At 68.4% G+C, this 17,617-nt stretch carries 23 protein-coding genes; 7 read left to right on the top strand and 16 right to left on the bottom strand.

Features of this window, described 5'->3' with window-relative positions:
* Window positions 1-2: 2 nt before the first annotated feature.
* Window positions 3-569: a hypothetical protein gene (locus tag HZY97_RS07335; protein ID WP_180142136.1), complete on the top strand. Its 567-nt coding sequence runs from the start codon at window positions 3-5 to the stop codon at window positions 567-569.
* Window positions 569-907 carry a DUF1428 domain-containing protein gene (locus HZY97_RS07330; RefSeq protein WP_180142134.1) on the top strand — a complete coding sequence of 113 codons (339 nt, stop codon included), beginning with the start codon at window positions 569-571 and terminating at the stop codon, window positions 905-907. Before HZY97_RS07335 ends, HZY97_RS07330 begins: the two co-directional genes overlap by 1 nt.
* A gap of 148 nt (window positions 908-1,055) precedes the next feature.
* On the opposite strand, the gene HZY97_RS07325 is transcribed toward HZY97_RS07330, so the two are convergent.
* Genes HZY97_RS07325 through HZY97_RS07295 form a run of 7 tightly spaced genes read right to left on the bottom strand, consistent with a single transcriptional unit; the run spans window position 1,056 to window position 5,731 of the window.
* Window positions 1,056-1,736 carry an ATP12 family chaperone protein gene (locus HZY97_RS07325; RefSeq protein ID WP_180142132.1) on the bottom strand — a complete coding sequence of 227 codons (681 nt, stop codon included), beginning with the start codon at window positions 1,734-1,736 and terminating at the stop codon, window positions 1,056-1,058.
* On the bottom strand, window positions 1,733-1,966 hold the full coding sequence (locus HZY97_RS07320; protein WP_180142130.1) for a hypothetical protein: 234 nt from the start codon (window positions 1,964-1,966) through the stop codon (window positions 1,733-1,735). Before HZY97_RS07320 ends, HZY97_RS07325 begins: the two co-directional genes overlap by 4 nt.
* Complete coding sequence (locus HZY97_RS07315; RefSeq protein ID WP_180142128.1) at window positions 1,963-2,625, bottom strand: HAD-IA family hydrolase; 663 nt, start codon at window positions 2,623-2,625, stop codon at window positions 1,963-1,965. The genes HZY97_RS07320 and HZY97_RS07315 overlap by 4 nt, the downstream gene beginning before the upstream one ends.
* Window positions 2,622-3,224 (bottom strand): FMN-binding negative transcriptional regulator, encoded by a 603-nt coding sequence (locus HZY97_RS07310; protein ID WP_180142126.1) that lies wholly within the window; start codon window positions 3,222-3,224, stop codon window positions 2,622-2,624. Before HZY97_RS07310 ends, HZY97_RS07315 begins: the two co-directional genes overlap by 4 nt.
* Window positions 3,224-4,561 (bottom strand): RluA family pseudouridine synthase, encoded by a 1,338-nt coding sequence (locus HZY97_RS07305; protein WP_180142124.1) that lies wholly within the window; start codon window positions 4,559-4,561, stop codon window positions 3,224-3,226. The genes HZY97_RS07310 and HZY97_RS07305 overlap by 1 nt, the downstream gene beginning before the upstream one ends.
* Window positions 4,558-4,935, bottom strand: a complete 378-nt coding sequence (crcB, locus tag HZY97_RS07300) for a fluoride efflux transporter CrcB (protein ID WP_180142121.1) — start codon at window positions 4,933-4,935, stop codon at window positions 4,558-4,560. The genes HZY97_RS07305 and crcB overlap by 4 nt, the downstream gene beginning before the upstream one ends.
* 58 nt (window positions 4,936-4,993) lie before the next feature.
* Window positions 4,994-5,731, bottom strand: coding sequence for a hypothetical protein (locus HZY97_RS07295; RefSeq protein WP_180142119.1), 738 nt, complete (start codon window positions 5,729-5,731; stop codon window positions 4,994-4,996).
* Between the two features lie 147 nt (window positions 5,732-5,878).
* Between HZY97_RS07295 and HZY97_RS07290 the strand changes: the two genes are divergently transcribed.
* On the top strand, window positions 5,879-6,466 hold the full coding sequence (locus HZY97_RS07290; protein ID WP_180142116.1) for a heme-binding protein: 588 nt from the start codon (window positions 5,879-5,881) through the stop codon (window positions 6,464-6,466).
* Window positions 6,467-6,511: 45 nt separating this feature from the next.
* Window positions 6,512-6,739 carry a hypothetical protein gene (locus HZY97_RS07285; RefSeq protein ID WP_180142114.1) on the top strand — a complete coding sequence of 76 codons (228 nt, stop codon included), beginning with the start codon at window positions 6,512-6,514 and terminating at the stop codon, window positions 6,737-6,739.
* Between the two features lie 86 nt (window positions 6,740-6,825).
* On the opposite strand, the gene HZY97_RS07280 is transcribed toward HZY97_RS07285, so the two are convergent.
* Together HZY97_RS07280 and HZY97_RS07275 are read right to left on the bottom strand one after the other, a co-directional pair.
* Window positions 6,826-7,359 (bottom strand): glycine zipper 2TM domain-containing protein, encoded by a 534-nt coding sequence (locus HZY97_RS07280; protein WP_180142112.1) that lies wholly within the window; start codon window positions 7,357-7,359, stop codon window positions 6,826-6,828.
* 101 nt (window positions 7,360-7,460) lie between these two features.
* The gene (locus tag HZY97_RS07275) at window positions 7,461-8,285 is read right to left on the bottom strand and encodes a class I mannose-6-phosphate isomerase (RefSeq protein WP_180142110.1); all 825 of its coding nucleotides are present in this window, start codon (window positions 8,283-8,285) and stop codon (window positions 7,461-7,463) included.
* A gap of 227 nt (window positions 8,286-8,512) precedes the next feature.
* Between HZY97_RS07275 and HZY97_RS07270 the strand changes: the two genes are divergently transcribed.
* Entirely contained in the window at window positions 8,513-9,328 is an 816-nt protein-coding gene (locus tag HZY97_RS07270; RefSeq protein ID WP_180142108.1) for an outer membrane protein assembly factor BamD, read from the top strand.
* A 47-nt stretch (window positions 9,329-9,375) separates the two neighbouring features.
* On the top strand, window positions 9,376-11,037 hold the full coding sequence (gene recN / locus HZY97_RS07265) for a DNA repair protein RecN (protein ID WP_180142106.1): 1,662 nt from the start codon (window positions 9,376-9,378) through the stop codon (window positions 11,035-11,037).
* Here recN and HZY97_RS07260 read toward each other — a convergent pair.
* From HZY97_RS07260 to HZY97_RS07240, 5 genes are all read right to left on the bottom strand, one after another.
* Window positions 11,034-11,327, bottom strand: a complete 294-nt coding sequence (locus tag HZY97_RS07260) for a transcriptional regulator (protein WP_180142104.1) — start codon at window positions 11,325-11,327, stop codon at window positions 11,034-11,036. The two genes, recN and HZY97_RS07260, sit on opposite strands and share 4 nt — an antisense overlap.
* A gap of 5 nt (window positions 11,328-11,332) precedes the next feature.
* Complete coding sequence (locus tag HZY97_RS07255) at window positions 11,333-11,959, bottom strand: hypothetical protein (RefSeq protein WP_180142102.1); 627 nt, start codon at window positions 11,957-11,959, stop codon at window positions 11,333-11,335.
* Window positions 11,956-13,167, bottom strand: coding sequence for an acyltransferase family protein (locus HZY97_RS07250; protein ID WP_180142100.1), 1,212 nt, complete (start codon window positions 13,165-13,167; stop codon window positions 11,956-11,958). Before HZY97_RS07250 ends, HZY97_RS07255 begins: the two co-directional genes overlap by 4 nt.
* Window positions 13,168-13,307: 140 nt before the next feature.
* Window positions 13,308-14,126: a hypothetical protein gene (locus HZY97_RS07245; protein WP_180142098.1), complete on the bottom strand. Its 819-nt coding sequence runs from the start codon at window positions 14,124-14,126 to the stop codon at window positions 13,308-13,310.
* A 62-nt stretch (window positions 14,127-14,188) separates the two neighbouring features.
* Complete coding sequence (locus HZY97_RS07240; RefSeq protein ID WP_180142096.1) at window positions 14,189-14,470, bottom strand: TM2 domain-containing protein; 282 nt, start codon at window positions 14,468-14,470, stop codon at window positions 14,189-14,191.
* 243 nt (window positions 14,471-14,713) lie between these two features.
* Between HZY97_RS07240 and HZY97_RS07235 the strand changes: the two genes are divergently transcribed.
* Window positions 14,714-15,064 carry a hypothetical protein gene (locus HZY97_RS07235; protein ID WP_180142094.1) on the top strand — a complete coding sequence of 117 codons (351 nt, stop codon included), beginning with the start codon at window positions 14,714-14,716 and terminating at the stop codon, window positions 15,062-15,064.
* Window positions 15,065-15,158: 94 nt separating this feature from the next.
* Here HZY97_RS07235 and HZY97_RS07230 read toward each other — a convergent pair whose 3' ends face one another.
* Both HZY97_RS07230 and tgt read right to left on the bottom strand, forming a co-directional pair.
* Complete coding sequence (locus HZY97_RS07230; RefSeq protein WP_257214949.1) at window positions 15,159-16,190, bottom strand: cell wall hydrolase; 1,032 nt, start codon at window positions 16,188-16,190, stop codon at window positions 15,159-15,161.
* Between the two features lie 256 nt (window positions 16,191-16,446).
* Window positions 16,447-17,574, bottom strand: a complete 1,128-nt coding sequence (gene tgt, locus HZY97_RS07225) for a tRNA guanosine(34) transglycosylase Tgt (RefSeq protein ID WP_180142092.1) — start codon at window positions 17,572-17,574, stop codon at window positions 16,447-16,449.
* Between the last annotated feature and the right edge of the window lie 43 nt (window positions 17,575-17,617).

The following is a 17,617-nucleotide window of genomic DNA, read 5'->3' as shown; positions in this document are numbered from 1 at the left end:
TCATGGCAAGGTTGTTCCTAGGCGGCGCGCTCGGTGGGCTCGCCATGTGGCTGGTGGGCTTCATCTTCTGGGGGACACCCCTCAGCCTGCTCGCACTTTCCAAGACCGACGCAGCGACGACCGCCGCAGTGCAGGCCACGCTGGCCCAGCATCTGGGGCCGCTCGGCAGCGGTGCCTATCCGATTCCGTGGCCGGGCACGCCGCAGGGTACCCAGCTTTACGGGCAGGGGCCGACGGCGATGGTGCTGTTCAACACCAATGGCTTCGCGATGCCCGACAGCGCCTCGCTGATCGGCGGGCTGGTGCTGGCGATCCTGTGCGTGCTGATCGCCGGGCTTGCGCTGATGCGTGTGGCGGCGGGCTTTGATTTCCGGACCCGGCTAAAGCTGGTGGCGGTCGTCGCAGTCGCGGTCACTGCCTATTCGGATCTCGGCCAGCCGATCTTCAACCACGCACCGCTCGGCTATTTCCTCTATCTCTGGATCAGCGACGCGCTGAGCTGGATCGCTGCGGGTGCGGTGCTTGCCTGGGCGCTGCCGCGGCCGGCGGTAATAGTGGCGGGCGGCTGATGTATATCTGCGCGCTGGTGATCCCGGTGCCGGCGGACAAGGAAGACCTTTATCGGCGCTGGGCCGAGCGGGGCGCGGTGATCTTCAAGGCCAATGGCTGCCTGGAGATCACCGAGGCCTGGGAGGATTTCGTGCCCGATGGCTCGGTCACCGATTTCCGCAAGGCGGTGGCGGCGAAGCCGGGGGAGAAGATCGTCATCTCCTGGCAGGTCTGGCCCGACAAGGCGACGCTCGATGCCGCCGAGGAGCGGATGCATTCGGACGGCAGTCTCGATTTCGAGGGGGAGATTCCCTTCGATCCGAAGCGGCTGATCCTGGGGTGTTTCCGGGAGCTTTGAGGCGGGGGAAGAAAGGCCCCTCTTCGTCACCCCGGCCTTGTGCCGGGGACCACTAAGCCTCTCGTGTTGTGCTCAGAGCCGCTTGTCCATGACTCGCCTCCCGGTGGACCCCGGCACAAGGCCGGGGAGACGGGTAGGGGCGGTTGGACTAGCCCAGCAGCGACAGGAAGCGCGCGCCGGCGTCGAAGTCTGCGCGGTGGGCGTCGCGGGCCTGGACGGCGAGCACGTCCTCGCCCCATTGCTCGGCCTGCCATAGCTCGTCGATCAGCGCGGCCTGCCACAGCGTCTCGGCATCCACGGCACCCTCGAGCAATGCCAGCGCGCCGACCAGCGAGCCGCTGACCGTGACCAGCGGGGAGAGGCCGGCGAGGCGAAAGCCGTCGAGCGCGCCGACTGCCTCGGCGAGCCGCGTGACGGTCGCCTCGGGCTGGGCCTTGTGCATCACGCCCGAGGTTGTCTCGAAATGCACGTCGTAGCGGCTGCGCGCCCAGTCGAGCAGCGGGTCCCAGCTCGCCGCTTGCCGCGCGACCAGCGGCTCGGGATCCTCGGCGCGGTAATAGAGGAGGTCACTCTCGCCATAGGCGGCGAGGCCGGCGGCGAAGGGGGCAGGGTCGGGCGCGATCCGGTCGATCGCGGCATTGGCGAGCCCGGTGAGCGGCATCGCGCGCGGATCGATCGTCTCGCCGACAGTGCGCCATTCGTCGGCCACCGCCTCGGCGAGCGCGGGGGTGGGCAGCGCGAGCGGCGCGCGGCCGGGGGTGCGCACCGGCTTGCCGTCGAGCGCCACCTGGCCGTTCTCGACGCTGACGTCCTTCCAGAAACGCTTCATGCCTCGGGCGGTGCCTCGACGGGGGTCTTCCAGCGGCGGGCCAGGCTCCGGGGCACCACCGCCATGATGTAGAGCGAGGACATGATGATCGTCCCGCCGAACAGCGTCATCTGATATTCGTGCGCGCGGCCGGCGATCAGCAGGCCGAGCACGGCACCCGCGGTGCCGATAATGTTGACTCCGACGATCACATAATAGCGCTTCATCGCCAGGCGTTCGGCGTCTGTCATAGCCTCTCCAGATGCGCGGGAAGCTGGCTGGCGTGGTCGGCGATCACCTGCGCGCCGGCGCCGAGCAACTCCCCGGACGTGTGGTATCCCCATAGCACACCAACGGCGTGCGCGCCAGCGGCACGCGCCATTGCCATGTCATAGCTGGTGTCGCCAATCATCGCCGTGGTCTCTGGGGTCGCGCCGGCCTCAGCGATGGCAAGCTCGAGCATCGCCGGATGCGGCTTGGAGGGGTGGCGATCGGCGGTCTGCAGCGTGACGAAGCGGTCCTGCAGGCCGTGATGCTCGAGGATCAGCTTCAGCCCACGATCGGACTTGCCGGTGGCGACGCCGAGCAGCCAGCCGGCGGCATCAAGCGCGTCGATAGTCTCGATGATGCCGTCATAGAGCGGCTCGGGATCGAGCGCGGCACTGGCGCGCATCGCGTGGAAGGCGCGCTTATATTCCTCGGCCATGGCGAGGTGCAGGCCGTCGTCCGCTTCGGGCAGCAGCCGCGCGATGGCGGGGGCGAGACTGAGCCCGACGATGCCGCGAATCGCAGCGCGGTCGGGCGGGGGAAGCCGGTGCGCCTCGAAGGTCGCTTCCATCGCGCGGCAGATATTGGCCTGCGAATCGACGAGCGTGCCGTCGCAGTCGAACACGGCGAGGCGGTTGGTCATTTTGCGCTCCGCATCAGCGCGGCGACGGCGCGGCGGCCCTGCGCTTCGAGCGCGTCGGCGGCGGCTAGGCGGGCGGCGTCGGGCTTGTTCTGGCCGAGCTTGAGCGTGCCGCGCCAGGCCTGGACCTCCAGCCGGTAGCCGATGATCGCGCTGGTCATCTTCGAGAAGAGCGCCGGGTCCATCTTGCCGCGCGTCCATTCGGGCTTGGGGGCTAGGCGGCGCTCCTGCTCGTTGCTGATGGCATCGAGGATCGCGACCAGGCCGTCGTCGTCGGTGCGGGTGACGCGGCCTTCGAGTTCGACGGCGACATAGTTCCAGGTCGGCACCTGATCGGGGCCGATGCCGTACCAGTCGGGGCTGATATAGGCGTCGGGTCCCTGGAGGTTGAACAGGCCGGTGGCGCCGTCGAGGTGGCGGACGAGCCCGTTGCCGCGCGCCAGGTGGAAGCCGAGCGTCTCGTCATCGAGCCACACCACCGGCACATGCGCGACGCGCGGGCCGTCGGGCGTCGCCGCAAACAGCGCGCCGAAGCCGATGTCGCGGACAAGTTCGCGAATTGCCGGGCGGTCTTCCCAGCGGAAGGCCGGATGCGGGTGCATCAGCGGCTCCGGCTGCCGCCCGGCTTGGGGCCGCCGCTGCGCGGGCTGGGCCGGGTGCCGGGGCTGCTGCCGGTGCGCGGACCACTGCGCGGGCCGGGCTTGGGGCCTGCGGCGCCACCGGGCCTCGGCCCTGCGCCGCCGGGCTTGCGCGCGCCGGGCTTGGCACCGGGCTTTGCAGGCGCGGGCGGCTTGCGGGTGCTGGGCTTGCCGCCGCTGCGGGGCGCCGGCTTGTCGCCGACCGGGCCTTCGCCGCGGCCGCGACGCTCACCGCGGCGCTCCTTGCGCACCGACTTGGCGTGGGCGCGGGCATTGGCCTTGAGCTGCTCCTTGGTCATCGGCGGCGGACCGTCGTCGAGGACGAGCGCGTCGCCTTCCGCTTCCTCGAAGCCGAGCGTGTGCAGCGATTCGGCGAAATGGTGCGGCAGCGCGGCGCGCACGTCGATCCGCTCGCCATCGGGATGATCGACGCGGAGGCGGCGGGCGTGGAGGTGCATCTTCCGGCTGATGCCGCCGGTCAGGAACGCCTCAGGTCCGCCGTACTTGCCGTCGCCGACGATCGGGAAGCCGATTGCAGCCATGTGGACGCGCAGCTGGTGGGTGCGCCCGGTAAAGGGTTGGAGTTCGACCCAGGCGGCGCGGTTGCCGGCGCGGCCGATCACGCGGTAGCGCGTGCGGGCGGCCTGGCCTTCCTTCTCGTCGACCTGCATCTTCTCGCCGCCGGTGCCCGGCTGCTTGCCGATCGGCAGCTCGATCATGCCGTCCTGGATGCTCGGCACGCCGACGACCAGCGCCCAATAGACTTTCCGGGCGGTGCGGCTGGAGAAGCTCTTCGAGAAGGCCGCCGCCGCGCGGGCGGTACGGGCGACGAGCAGCGCGCCCGACGTGTCCTTGTCGAGCCGGTGGACCAGCTTGGGGCGGGTCTCCATGTCGTACTGGAGCGCGTCGAGTAGCTCGTCGACATGCTCATTGGTCTTGGTGCCGCCCTGCGTGGCGAGGCCTGGCGGCTTGTTGAGCACGAAGGCGGCGTCGTCCTGGTGAATCACCATCGCGCGGGCGAACTCGATCTGCTCCTCGCTCAGGTTGACGACGCGGACGCGCTTGGGCCGACCGGGCTTGTCGGGCGTAGGCGCCTCGGCCGGGGGCACGCGGATGACCTGGCCTTCGGTCACATGGTCGCCCGGCTTGGCGCGCGCGCCGTCGACGCGCAGCTGGCCGGTGCGCGCCCAGCGCGAGACCAGGTTGAAGCTCGTGTCGGGCAAATGCCGCTTGAACCAGCGATCGAGGCGGATGCCGTCGTCATCGGGCTTCACGGTGAACTGGCGGACTGCGTCGGTCATGCGATGACCCTTGTAATGCTGAGGCCCGCGAACAGCGCGAGCGCCGAGCCGAGCACCGAGGCGAGGACATAGGCAAGGCCCATGCCCCAGTCGCCGCGCTCGACCATGTTCATCAGGTCGAGGGTGAAGGCCGAAAAGGTGGTGAAGCCGCCGAGCACGCCGACGCCGAGAAGCAGGCGCCACTGCTCGCCGCCCTGGCCGAGCCGCGCGAGCGTCCCGGCGAGCAGCCCCATCAGGAAGCCGCCGATCAGGTTCACCGCGAGCGTACCCCAGGGGTAGTCCGGCCCGAACCAGACGAGCGTGAGCTTGCCTGTCAGGAAGCGCGCCGCGGCGCCGAGGGCACCGCCGAGCATGACGAGGAATAGGGCTGGCATCCGCAGCCGTTAGCGCGGAATGGCGGAGAGGGAAACCCAGGCTGGTTCCGCGCCCGGATCAGATCCCGTTATTGGCGACCATGTCGATGTCCGTCCCGCCGTCGGGCCGGTTGGTCAGGAACAGCACGTACGCGCCGCCATCCTTGTCGCGGGTGCCGCCAAGGATGTGCTCCTGGCCGTCGATCTGGTGCTCGCTCGAATAGCCGCCGCGGATCGCCCTGGTGTAATACCAGTCGAGCATCACCTGCATCGGCTGGGGCGAGGAGAAGCTGACTACGCGCAGCTGGCACTGGCCGGCGGTGCTGCCCGCGGCCTCGCTCACCCGCGCCTGCGGATAGAGCGGCAGGTCGCGCGGCAGGCGCTGCGCCCAGCCCGCGGCATATTGCAGCGAGGAGGCGCACTGGTTGGTCTTGCCGTCCTTCTGGCGCGCGGCGAGGCCGCCGAGCGTGACCGACTCGCGCGCCGCGGCGCACTGGGTGCACTCCTTGGTCGCCTGGGTCGGGGCCGGGGTCTTCAGAAGCTGGCCATTGTCGATCTTGCCGCCGTTCGCCGCGACATTGTCATTCGGCACGCCGCCCGAATAGGGCTGGCCCGGCGGGCGCACCGCGTCGCCATTCGCCTGGCGGCCAAGCTGGGGATCGACCATGATCTGGTCCTGGAGCGCGCTGGCCAGCGCCGGATCGGCGGCGTTGCCGCTCTCCGTGTCCGAAGTGTCGCCCAGGCTGCCACGGCTGCCGCACCCGGCAAGCGCCAGGGGCAGGGCAAGCATCAGCAGATAACCGTGGCTACGGGCCATTTTACGCTCCTTTGAGCGCATTCTTATGCCGCGGGAGGGTTAAGGAAGGCTTGGGCACGCTGGATTTTCGATGACAGTTTTGTTAACCATAAGCGGAACCCCGGACGGATCGTGTGCGTATTTGGCCGAACGACCAAAGGGGTATGCATGCAGATCAACGCGAGGATGATCGGCGCCGGCGTGGCCGCCGCTGTTGCTGCAACTGTCGGATATATCCTGCTTTCCAAGCCCGATGACGAAGCCGCGTTCAGCACCGTGACGCGCGACGGCGCGTTCAGCGTGCGCGATTATCCGGGGCTGCGAGTCGCCGAAGTCGTGGTGCCGGGGCTGCGCCAGGCGGCGCTCTCGGTCGGCTTCACCCGGCTCGCCGACTATGTGTTCGGGCGCGGGCGCGGGGGAAAGCGCTTGCCGGTGCCGGTGTTCGCCGACGGCGACGAGGACGGGCGCGGCTGGCGCACCCGCTTCCTGCTCCCCGCCGATGCGGCGATCGAGGCGCCGGGCGAGACCGAGGACGGCGTGCGGCTGCGCACACTGCCCGCGCGGCGGATCGCGGCACTGCGCTTTGCCGGACAGGACAGCGAAGGCGCGCTCGACGCGCATGAGGCGGAGCTGCGCGCCTGGATTGGCGCGAACGGCCTCAGCCCCGCGGGGCCCGTCGAGCATGCCTTTTACAATTCGCCCTTCACCCCCGCGCCGCTGCGGCGCACCGAAGTGCTGATCCCGCTCGCGGCGTAACTGTAGTATATTGCTAACACACTTGGGATCGGCTATGGTTTAACCATGTTGAACCTGCTCTCGATCCTCATCGGCATCATCGCATTGCTGCTCGCGCTGATCGGCGTCCTGCCGATCCCGCTGCTGCCCCTGATCAACTGGATCGCGCTGCCGATCGCGATCATCGGCGCCGCAGTCGGCGCGCTGTCCAGCAGCAATTCGGGGCGCAATCTCAACCTGCTGGTCTGCCTGGTCAGCGGCGCGCGCCTGTTCCTCACCTGGGGCCTGATCTGAGGCCTCTCACCTGAGCCGATAGAAAAAGGGCCCGGCGTTTCCACCGGACCCCTCTCTGCCTGCGTGGCAAGCTCTGGCACTAGCCGTTAGCGGCAGCGCACGTTCCCGCGGTCAACCGACGAACCGATCGCCGCACCTGCAGCCGCGCCGAGCAGCGTGCCGATGGTGGCGTTGCGACCGTTCGAGAGCGCGTTGCCGAACAGGCCGCCGGCGACGCCGCCGATGATCAGGCCGGTCGTGCCGTCCGAACGGCGGCAATAATAGCGGCCGTCGTTACCGCGATAGACGCGGTCGTTCCGCGTCAGGCGGGTTTCGCGATAATAGCGGCCGTCGCGGTAATAATCGGCCGGGTTGTAGTAGCGCTCGCCCGGCGGCAGGCGGTTATAGTCGTAGTTGCGATAGCGGCGATAATCGCGCTGCCACTCGCGACGATCCTGGCGCTGGGCACTGGCGATGTCGTTGCGGCAATCGCGGGCCTCGCGGCGATATTCGCCACGGCTGTCCGAATTGCGCAGGTCGTGGCGGCAATCCTGACGGGCAGCACGTTCGTTATGGCCCTGCGCGGCGGCAGGCGTCGCGATGGCGGCAGCGGCAATTGCGGCTGCGAAAAGGATACGCATGGATTCTCTCCGTTTTTGTCATTCCCCGCCCTTTGAACGTGCCGGAGCGGGACGGGTTGCGTGAACGGGAAACTACCTCCCGTTCATATCAAGGCCATGCGTCAGATCCGGGTCGTGCCCGGATAAGCGAAGAGCAGGTCGCTGCCGGCTTCGGCGTGGAGATCGGCATGGCCCTCGAGCGTCAGGCATTCGCCAGCCTGGAACGCCACGCCATCGACCACGCCTTCGCCGCGCAGCGGAATCAGCCAGCCCGTCACACCGTCAGGCAGGCTGACTTGGCGGCGGCCGCCTTCCCAGCGCTCGAGCACGAATTTGGGCCCTTCGACCAGGATCACCCGGTCGTCGGCGACGGGGCCGGGCATCGGGTTGGGCGTGTAGGGCACCGGCTCCGCGACCGCGACGCCCGCATCGAGATGAAGCTCGCGCGGGCGGCCATAATCATAGAGGCGATAGGTGGTCTCGCTGTTCTGCTGGACCTCGACTAGGGTGATGCCGGCACCGATCGCGTGGATCGTGCCCGAGCCCGAATAGAAGAAGTCGCCGGCCTTTACCGGCTTCCAGTCGAGCAACTCCTCGATCGAGCCGTCGAGCGCGGCGGCGCGCAGCGTCTCGCGGTCGACGGGCTGCTTCGTGCCCAGCGCGATCGTCGAATCGGGTTCGGCGGCGAGGATCACCCAGCACTCGTCCTTGCCGCGCGGCAGCCCGGCAGCATGCGCCTGCTCGTCGTTCGGATGGACCTGGACCGACAGCTTCTCGCTGGTGAAGAGATATTTGATCAGCAGATCGGGGGTCGAATTGCCCGGCGTCTGGAACCAGATTTCGCCGACCGGATCGCCATCCTTCGCGGGGTCGGAGAAGCCCGGCCAGAGGTGATGTCGGCCCCAGGGCTTCTCGACGCGGTGGGTGGCAAGCAGGGTAGCGGTCACGGGTCAATTCCCTCCCAGAGAATGGTTCGCTAGCGCAACGCGCGGAACCTGTCTCGGCTCCCGCCGTAACATTGTTTGGCGGCACCGGCCCGCTCCCCCACCCGGCCACCCAACGGCACGATACTCTGTGGGTGGCCGGGTGGGGGAGCGGGCCGGTGCGGCTCTGACACAAAGAGGCCGCGAAAAGGATTGTTTGAAGCCACGGGACCGGTCTAAGACCCCCATCCATGCGTACTCCCACGACCCGCGCCCTGGCGCTCGCCCTTCTCCCGGTTCTGGCACTTTCGATGGCCGGTTGCGCCAAGAAGAGCGGCAACAAGGACCTGCCCTATGTCGCGCGCGACGTCGGCACGCTCTATTCCACCGCAAAGCAGAAGCTCGATGCGCACCAGTATAAGCTGGCCGCCGCGCTGTTCGACGAAGTCGAGCGCCAGCATCCCTATTCGGTCTGGGCGCGCCGCGCGCAGCTGATGGGCGCGTTCAGCTATTATCTGAACCGCGACTACACCGAATCCATCTCGTCGGCGCAGCGCTTCCTGGCGGTCCACCCGGGCAACCGCGACGCGCCCTATGCCTATTACCTGATCAGCCTGTGCTATTACGAGCAGATCAGCGACGTGCAGCGCGACCAGAAGATCACCCAGCAGGCACTCGATTCGCTGGGCGAGCTCACCCGCCGCTATCCGAACACCAAATACGCCGCCGATGCCCGCCTGAAGATGGACCTTGTCCGCGATCACCTCGCCGGCAAGGAAATGGAGATCGGGCGCTTCTACGAGACGCGCGGCCAGTGGCTCTCGGCGACGTTGCGCTTCCGCACCGTGGTCGATCAGTATCAGATGACCACGCACACGCCCGAAGCGCTGATGCGCCTGACCGAAGCCTATCTCGCGCTCGGCATGCCCGAGGAAGCGCAGAAGGCGACGGCGGTGCTCGGCGCCAACTATCCGGGCACCGACTGGTATGAGCATGCCTACAAGCTGATGCAGTCGAACCAGGACAAGGTGCAGGCGGCGCAGGCGGCGACCAAGCCCGCGAGCTGATGCTCGGGGCTTTTGTTCCCGTTAAGTTCCTGCGATAGGACGGGCGCATGCTGACTGCGCTGGCCATACGCGATGTCGTGCTGATCGAAGCGCTGGACCTTGAGTTCGGCGCGGGGCTCGGCGTGCTTACCGGCGAGACCGGCGCGGGCAAGTCGATCCTGCTCGATGCGCTGGGGCTGGCGCTGGGCGCGCGCGGCGAGACCGGGCTGGTCCGGAATGGCGCGGCGCAAGCCGTGGTGACCGCGAGCTTCGAGCCGCCGGCGCGCGACGGCGAAGTCGCCAATCTCTTCCACCAGAACGGGCTCGAGCTCGAGCCGGGCGAACCGCTGATCGTGCGGCGCATCGTCAAGGCCGATGGCGGCAGCCGGGCGTTTCTCAACGACCAGCCGGCATCGGCGGGGCTGCTGCGCGAGCTGGCGCCGCATCTCGTCGAGATCCATGGCCAGCATGACGACCGCGGCATGCTGAATGCGCGCGGGCACCGGGCGCTGCTCGATGCCTTCGGGCGCTGCGATCCGGGGCCGGTGGCGATCGCACACAAGGCGTGGCGCGACGCCGAGGCGGCGCTGGCGGTGGCGCGTGCTGAGCAGGATGTCGCCGAGCGCGATCGCGAATGGCTCGAACATGCCGTCGCCGAACTACGCGCACTGGCGCCGGAGGCGGGCGAGGAGGAGACGCTGGCCGAGCGCCGCGCCTCGATGCAGCGCGGCGAGAAGATTGCGGGCGACCTGCAGGGTATCGCCGAGCTGCTCGACGGGTCCGATGGCGGCCTCAGCCAGCTGCGCCAGGCGGCGCGGGTGCTCGAGCGGATCGCCGGGGATCATGCGGCGCTGGCCGAAGCGCTCGAAGCGATCGACCGTGCGATCAACGAAGCGGCCGAGGCGCAGGAGCGGGTCGATGCCGCCGCCGAGGCGCTGGCCTTCGATCCCGCCGCGCTGGAGGCCGACGAGGCGCGGCTGTTCGATCTGCGCGGGCTCGCGCGCAAGCATCGGGTGCAGCCGGATGATCTGCCCGGGCTGCTCGAGGAGCTATCGGCCAAGCTCGAGCGGGTCGCGAGCGGCGGGGCGGGGATCGCCAAGCTCGAAGCCGCGGTCACGACTTCGCACAGCGTCTATGCCGAGGCCGCCAAGACGCTCTCCGCCAATCGCACCATGGCCGCGGCGCGGCTCGATGCGGCGGTGGCGGGGGAACTCAAGCCGCTCAAGCTAGACGCGGCGCGCTTCCGCACGGTGGTCGAGCCGCAGGCGGAGGCCAACTGGTCGAGCTTCGGCATGGACCGGGTCGAGTTCGAAGTGTCGACCAACCCCGGCGCGCCCTTCGCGCCCTTGGTCAAGATCGCGTCGGGCGGCGAGCTGTCGCGCTTCATCCTGGCGATGAAGGTGGCGCTGGCCGAAGAGGGCGGCGCGCGCACGCTGATCTTCGACGAGATCGATCGCGGCGTCGGCGGCGCGGTGGCGAGCGCGATCGGCGAGCGCCTGGCGCGGCTGGCGGACAGCGCCCAAGTGCTGGTGGTGACGCACAGCCCGCAGGTAGCCGCGCGCGGCGCCCAGCATCTCCTCATCGCCAAGAGCCATGACGGAACCGTCACCCGCACCGGCGTGACGCCGCTCGATCCCGCCCAGCGCCGCGAGGAAATCGCGCGGATGCTCTCGGGCGCCGAGATCACCGACGAAGCGCGGGCGCAGGCCGAGCGGCTGATCGCGGCCTAGCCGATCAGCTTGCCCAATGCTTCCAGATAGCTCGCGAACGCCTTGCGTCCCGCCGGCGTGATCCGCGCGCGGGTGAGCGGCTTGCGGCCCATGAAGCTCTTCTCGATCTCGATATAGCCGGCATCCTCGAGCTTGCGGAGGTGGACCGAGAGATTGCCCTGCGTCACCTGGAGCAGCGCCTTCAATTCGTTGAACTCCGCCGCCTCGGCATCGACGAGATACGCCATGATCCCCAGGCGCACGCGCCCGTGAATCACGTCGTCGATCTTGCCGATGTCGAACTGCGCCATGAAGATCAGGCCTGGCGCTGGGCGGTGCGCATCAGGATATAGCCGGGCAGCGCCATCAGGCCGAGCAGCGCGGCCGCGAGCACCAGCAGGAAGACCGGGATCGGGCCGCCCATGCCGAGCAGCGCTGCCAGCACCAGCGCCGTGGCGAACCACCCCGCCGAGACCAGCCCGTACAGCCCGCGCCGGCGCACTGCGTGGGCGATGTACCAGATCGTGCCCTGCACCACGCAGATCATGATCGGGTGGAGCAGCCAGGTGCCCATATTCTGCGTGCGGAAGGCGAGGAAGCCGAAGATCAGCGCGGTCGTCATCGCCGCGAGCCCGCCGCCGCCGAACGCGGCGTTGATCGCGCGGGTGCCGACGCTGTGCTTGCTCGATCCGCGCTCGCGCACGGTGATCCGAATGATCGCGACGAGGAAGATCACCGTTGGCAGGATCCCCACTGTCAGATGCACGGCGACGGGCACCTCGATGCCCGTCGCGAGGAAGGCCTGGATCAGGCACTGCACGCCGTAGCTGAGGCCGGCGGCGAGCAGCGCTTGCCCGAGCGAGTCCTGGACCTGTCCGCTCTCGCTCATCAGCGCGCGGACAAAGGCCAGGTCGTCGCGTGCGCTCTCGGTCGGATCGGTCATGCGGCCTGCATCTCCATCTCGGGCCTGGCCGAACGCCAGGGAAGCTTGCGGCCGTTGAGCCACTTGCCCAGCCAGCTGTGGCGGACCAGCAGGTGATAGCTGGCGAGCAGGATAAGGAAAGCGCCGCCGATAACGATGGCCATCTTTACCGGCGCAGGCGCCTGCACCGGATAGACCAGTATCTGCAGCGCCGCCACCACCGGCAGATGGACCAGGTAGATCCAGTAGCTGGCATCGGCGACATACCGCACCGCCGGACGCTCGCGGGTGAGGTAGCGCAGCGCCGCGCCAGTGAGGCCCAAGGTCCAGCTCCACGCCGCCAGGGCATAAGTGGCGGCCAGGGCGGTCTTGGCGGCGCCCTCGGCCATCGGCGTGACGAAGCTGGTGCCGCCGAGCTGCCAGAGGCAGGCAGCGGTCAGCGCAACCGCGGCGACGAGATGGACCGGAAACCAGCGGCGCAGATTGCCGAGCAGGTCCTGCTGGCGATGGAGCAGCCAGCCAAAGCCGAACGCCGTGCCGAAGCCGATCAGCGCGGTGGCGTTCGGGATGAAGCCCTTGTCCGGGGTCGGAATGCCGCCCCAGGCGAACCACATCGGCTGCCAGGCAAGCGCAAGCGCGAGCGGCGCGGCGAGGATCACGGCGCCGAACGGCGTGGCGGTGAGCAGCCGCATCGCGGCGTCGACGATCTTGCCGTCGCGGTCGATCAGCCTGCCCAGCGTTCGCAGCGCCAGCGCGCCGGCGTAGAGCCAGAGCAGCATATAGAGGAACCACAGATGCGTGAGCGGGAAGGTCGCCGCGGTCATCGGTGGCGGCGGGGGCGAATTGGCCGGCGGGGTGCCGCCGTTCATCACCACCGCGCCCCAGATGAAGGAGGCGATGATCCCGCTCATCGCGACCGGCCAGAAGGCGAGCAGCGGCAGGGCGATCCGGCCCAGCCGGTTACGGATGAAGCCGCCGGTACCGCGGCGCTCGATCAGCATCCGCCCGAAGAAGCCGGCGATCAGGAAGAAGGCGGTCATGCGGAAGATGTGCGCGACGAAGAAGAAGTCGAGCACGCCCGCGCTCTCGACATCGCGCACCATCCAGATCTGGGGGCCGGGGAGGAAGGAAAGCGAGGCGTGAAAGGCAACGCCCAGCAGCAATGCGCCGGCACGCACGGCATCGAGCGCATGGAGGCGATCGGGCGCCTCGATCTGGCTTGTGGTCATGGCGAATCTCCCGGGGCGACACTCCGCCCGCGACTCGGGAAATACGCCAACAGGTTTGCAATGTAAACTTGTTGACGTGATCTGAGCCGGGCGCACTTGTGGGGCCTTGGCAGGAAGCTTTGAGAATCAGGGGTTTGGGATCAGGCTGCGACCGGGGCTTCGGGAGGCGTGAGGCGCCTTCCGGCGGTCCACCCGGCATAGGCGATCCCCGCGCCGATCAGCCCCGCCGCGAAGGCAAAGGGCCATGTCGGCACCGTCGCGAACTGGACGAACAGCGATTTCCACGCCGGCAGCGGGCCGAGGAACTCGAACAGCAAGGCCGCGAGCAAGGTCGCCGCGCCGGCGAGGAAGAAGGGACGGCGATGGCGCCCGCTGCGCAGCGCCAGTGCGAAGGCGATCGCGGCGGTGATCGCGTTGGCAAGCTGGAAGCCGATGCCAAGCTTCCAGAAATCGGCCGGACCGTGGATCGCCAGCGGCGGCAGGATCGGCATCAGCCGGCCGAGGATCGGCGGGAGCAGGAACAGCACCGTCGCCAGCATGTAGCGCGCATGGAGCTGCGTCTTCCGCCGCAGCCGCAGCGCCTCGTAATAGCAGCCGGCAAAGGCAGCGACCGAGACCAGGTCGATCAGCGCGAGCCGCGATGCGAACAATGTGTAGAAGGGCGAGCTGCCCTCGGAATAACGCTGCGCCATGCCGAGGAAGATCAGCGAGCCGCCGGCCAGGAAGAGCGGGAACAGCACCAGGCTCGCCGCGCCCAGCGTGCGGTGAAGCGCGTTTCGCCCGGCATGGATGCTCCAGCTCTGCACGACGAGGAGCGTCAGCCACAGCGTTGCCGTCACGCCGTGTGCGTGCATCTTCAGCGGTGCGGTGCCGATGATGGAAAGATAGCCGGGCCAGAAGGCCAGCGCCGCCAGCGGAAAGACCGCGAGCAATACCCATTGGGCGTGACGATACGGCATGCAGTGGCTCCCCCCCGAAGCCTTCAGCCTATCGCAGATAATGCCGCCGTCAACGCGGCGCGTCAGGCCCTGACGAGCGCGCGCATCATGCCGTGGCGGATCTCGTCCTGCTTCTCGCGGATCATGCCGGGGATCAGCACGGCGTCGACCAGCAGCCAGACAAAGCCGATCAGGATGAAATAGGACAGGATCTGGCAGATCGCCGACACCGGCCTGCCCAGATAGAAGCGGTGTCCACTGACGAACCACAGGAACAGCCAGAGCAGATAGGCCACCGCGATATTGGGCCCGTCATTGGTCACGCGCTGTTCGACCAGCGTCAGTTCTGCAGTCGACAATGCCATCTCTTCCCCGCTCCTCTTCGTACCGGAATCTAGGGCACGGCGCGGGCGCGATCAATCGATTCCGCCGTCCCGCCACGGCCTGTCGCGCCAGGGACTCGCTTCCCCGAACCTGAACGAACCCGACGCGGTCGGGACGGTTTGCGACACAAAACTACAGGTGCCGGGACAAGGCTGCGACAGCCCATCCCCATAAATGTGTTCAGGCCGCTCCGGTGGCCCGGTTTCGTAAAGAGGAGAGACGAGATGAAGAAGTTTACCCTGATGCTCGCAGGCCTTGGCATCGCCGCTTCGGCCGTTCCGATGACCGCCGCGATGGCCGCGCCCGCGCCCGCCTATCAGACGTGGCAGTCGATCAATTCGCGCCAGGCGAACCTCGAGATGCGCATCAACCAGGGCATCCGCTCGGGACAGCTGAGCCGTACCGAGGCTGCCCGCCTGCGCAGCGAGTTCGCCAGCCTGAACCGGCTCGAGGCCCAGTATCGCCGCTCGCGCCCCGGCATCACGATGGCCGAGCGCCGCGACCTCGATCGCCGCTTCAACGCGCTGTCGTCGCGGATCAACTACCAGAAGCATGACCGCGAACATCGCTGGTAAAAGCTAGGGTTCCCCTTTCCCGACCCCCCTGGGGGGAACCTCAAGGACGGGCTCCGCCGCAAGGCGGGGCCCGTTGCCGTTTGGGGGCAACCCCTCAGCGCAGCGGCTTGCCGCTGTCCTTCCACTTGTCGAGGATCTGCGAATCGTCGCTTGCCGGGCTGGCGCTCGGCACCGGCCTGGGCAGGACCGCGCCGCCGAGCAGCGCGCCGCTCTGGGCATAGGCCGGCTGGATGTTTTCGCGCGGCGTGGCGACCGCAGGGGCCGGCTCGCCGAGGGCGGCAGGCACCGGAACCAGCGGTGCCGCCACGGCCAGGTCGACCCGGGCATGCGGCTCGGGCAGCGGCTCGCTGCCGCGATAGACCTGGCGGAAGGCATTGGCGGTTCCCCACCAGCCTTTCCAGCGATGGAAGAAATGCGCACCGAACACGCCGGTCATCACCAGGCTGCGGTTCCACGCCGGAGTGACCGCATAAGTATGGTAATGCGTCGCCTCGCCGACCGCGCCGAACACCTGCCCCGCCAGTGCAGCGGCAGCGACCTTGCCCGCGCGCTCCCAGGCCGAGCGCATCGGCACCCGCGCCATCGCACCGTCACAGGCGAAGCTGAACTGGCAGCCGCGCTTCTCCGATCCCTGGAACACCACGCCGCACACCGTGGCGGGGAAGGCGGGATGGCGCACGCGGTTGAGGATCACCTGCGCCACCGCGCGCTGGCCGTCGGTCGGCTCGTTCGCCGCTTCATAATAGATCGCCGTGGTCAGGCACTGGAGCGCCCGCGCCTTGTCCACGCCGCTGCCGGCGAGGTGGAAGGGAAGGGCGGGCTGGATCGATCCGTCGACCGGCGCATCCACCGCATCGGCGGGGATCGGCATGTCGGGCAGCGCGGTAGTGCCGGTCGTGCCCGCGCTCACCGCGGCATCGTCGTCGACGGCGTAGTAAAAGGCGGCACCGGGGAAATGATCCTCGGCCTCATAGCCGACCGCGATCGCCCTGGGATCGGGCTTGGGCGGCGTCGCAGGGGCGAGCGCCTGGGCGGAGAAGCCGGCGCCGACCAGCGAGACGAGGACCGCCGCTGCGATCCCGCGCGCCTGCATCTTCGAGAAACGCCGCCAGAACAAGCTGTGCAAACCCCACCCGGGCCCCGTGCCCATGCGCGGCAATAGCCGATTTCAGGGGTGTTTTCGCCCCCGGTTTTGCCCGTGTGCCAAGGCGAAACACTTGATGGTAAAGGTAATTTTAACCTTAGCCGAGACCAGCCCGCTTTCCCCGGCGAAGGCCGGGGCCCAGACTAAGCGTGCGCGGCGAAGACGCGCCAAGGCGCGTGACTTTCAAGACTGGGCCCCGGCCTTCGCCGGGGAAATAAGGATTGAGGCCGATCCCGGCTTAGCCCTTCGCCACCTGATACGAAGCGCGGAAGTTATTCGCGACCTCGGTCAACCGCCCCTCGCCGATCGCGTCGCGCAGGTCCTGCATCAGCACCTGGTAGAACCAGATATTATGCTCGGTCATCAGCATCGCGCCGAGGATCTCGCCGGCGCGGACGAGGTGGTGAAGATAGGCGCGGCTCCAGGTGGCGCAGACCGGGCAGGGGCATGCGGGGTCGAGCGGCCCTTGGTCTTCGGCAAACTTGGCGTTGCGGATGTTGATCGGGCCGGTGCGGGTGAACGCCTGGCCGGTGCGGCCGGAGCGGGTGGGCAGCACGCAATCGAACATGTCGATCCCGCGCTCGACCGCGCCGACAATGTCGTCGGGCTTGCCGACGCCCATCAGGTAACGCGGCTTGGCCGCGTCGAGCTGCCCCGGCGCGAAGTCGAGCACGCCGAACATCGCTTCCTGGCCCTCGCCGACCGCAAGGCCGCCCACGGCATAGCCGTCGAACCCGACATCGAGCAGCGCATCCGCCGAAGCCTTGCGCAGCCCCTCGTCGAGCGCGCCCTGCTGGATGCCGAAGATCGCATTCTGCTCCGAATGCGCGTCGGCGAAGAAGGCGTCGCGGCTGCGCCTGGCCCAGCGCATCGATCGCTCCATCGCCGCGGCCTGGACCTCGCGGGTCGAGGTGGTGGGGACGAGCTCGTCGAACGCCATGGTGATCGAGCTGCCGAGCAGCCGCTGGATCTCGATCGAGCGCTCGGGGCTGAGCATGTGGCGCGAACCGTCGAGGTGCGACTTGAAGGCGACGCCTTCCTCGCTGCGCGTGGTGAGATCCGCGAGGCTCATCACCTGATAGCCACCCGAATCGGTCAGGATCGGCCGGTCCCAGCCCATGAACTTGTGCAGTCCGCCAAGCCGCGCGACGCGCTCGGCGCCGGGACGCAGCATCAGGTGATAGGTGTTGCCGAGGAGGATGTCGGCGCCGGCGGCGCGGACGTCGCCGGGCTTCATCGCCTTGACCGTGGCGGCGGTGCCGACCGGCATGAAGGCGGGCGTGCGGATCTCGCCGCGCTGCATCGCGATCGTGCCGAGGCGCGCCTTGCCGTCGGTGGCGTGGATGGTGAACTCGAAACGGGGCATGGGAGTTGCCATTGGCGCGATCCGGCGCGCGAGTCGAGGGAAC

The sequence above is a fragment of the Sphingomonas sp. R-74633 genome (assembly GCF_013416555.1).
Lineage (GTDB): Bacteria > Pseudomonadota > Alphaproteobacteria > Sphingomonadales > Sphingomonadaceae > Sphingomonas.
Note: the sequence above shows the minus strand (reverse complement) of the source record. Positions and strands in the feature narration are given on the sequence as shown.

Coding starts and splice junctions, on each gene's coding strand:
- HZY97_RS07335 (WP_180142136.1), top strand. CDS start 3: ATGGCAAGGTTGTTCCTAGGCGGCGCGCTCGGTGGGCTCGCCATGTGG.
- HZY97_RS07330 (WP_180142134.1), top strand. CDS start 569: ATGTATATCTGCGCGCTGGTGATCCCGGTGCCGGCGGACAAGGAAGAC.
- HZY97_RS07325 (WP_180142132.1), bottom strand. CDS start 1,736: ATGAAGCGTTTCTGGAAGGACGTCAGCGTCGAGAACGGCCAGGTGGCG.
- HZY97_RS07320 (WP_180142130.1), bottom strand. CDS start 1,966: ATGACAGACGCCGAACGCCTGGCGATGAAGCGCTATTATGTGATCGTC.
- HZY97_RS07315 (WP_180142128.1), bottom strand. CDS start 2,625: ATGACCAACCGCCTCGCCGTGTTCGACTGCGACGGCACGCTCGTCGAT.
- HZY97_RS07310 (WP_180142126.1), bottom strand. CDS start 3,224: ATGCACCCGCATCCGGCCTTCCGCTGGGAAGACCGCCCGGCAATTCGC.
- HZY97_RS07305 (WP_180142124.1), bottom strand. CDS start 4,561: ATGACCGACGCAGTCCGCCAGTTCACCGTGAAGCCCGATGACGACGGC.
- crcB (WP_180142121.1), bottom strand. CDS start 4,935: ATGCCAGCCCTATTCCTCGTCATGCTCGGCGGTGCCCTCGGCGCCGCG.
- HZY97_RS07295 (WP_180142119.1), bottom strand. CDS start 5,731: ATGGCCCGTAGCCACGGTTATCTGCTGATGCTTGCCCTGCCCCTGGCG.
- HZY97_RS07290 (WP_180142116.1), top strand. CDS start 5,879: ATGCAGATCAACGCGAGGATGATCGGCGCCGGCGTGGCCGCCGCTGTT.
- HZY97_RS07285 (WP_180142114.1), top strand. CDS start 6,512: ATGTTGAACCTGCTCTCGATCCTCATCGGCATCATCGCATTGCTGCTC.
- HZY97_RS07280 (WP_180142112.1), bottom strand. CDS start 7,359: ATGCGTATCCTTTTCGCAGCCGCAATTGCCGCTGCCGCCATCGCGACG.
- HZY97_RS07270 (WP_180142108.1), top strand. CDS start 8,513: ATGCGTACTCCCACGACCCGCGCCCTGGCGCTCGCCCTTCTCCCGGTT.
- recN (WP_180142106.1), top strand. CDS start 9,376: ATGCTGACTGCGCTGGCCATACGCGATGTCGTGCTGATCGAAGCGCTG.
- HZY97_RS07260 (WP_180142104.1), bottom strand. CDS start 11,327: ATGGCGCAGTTCGACATCGGCAAGATCGACGACGTGATTCACGGGCGC.
- HZY97_RS07255 (WP_180142102.1), bottom strand. CDS start 11,959: ATGACCGATCCGACCGAGAGCGCACGCGACGACCTGGCCTTTGTCCGC.
- HZY97_RS07250 (WP_180142100.1), bottom strand. CDS start 13,167: ATGACCACAAGCCAGATCGAGGCGCCCGATCGCCTCCATGCGCTCGAT.
- HZY97_RS07245 (WP_180142098.1), bottom strand. CDS start 14,126: ATGCCGTATCGTCACGCCCAATGGGTATTGCTCGCGGTCTTTCCGCTG.
- HZY97_RS07240 (WP_180142096.1), bottom strand. CDS start 14,470: ATGGCATTGTCGACTGCAGAACTGACGCTGGTCGAACAGCGCGTGACC.
- HZY97_RS07235 (WP_180142094.1), top strand. CDS start 14,714: ATGAAGAAGTTTACCCTGATGCTCGCAGGCCTTGGCATCGCCGCTTCG.
- tgt (WP_180142092.1), bottom strand. CDS start 17,574: ATGCCCCGTTTCGAGTTCACCATCCACGCCACCGACGGCAAGGCGCGC.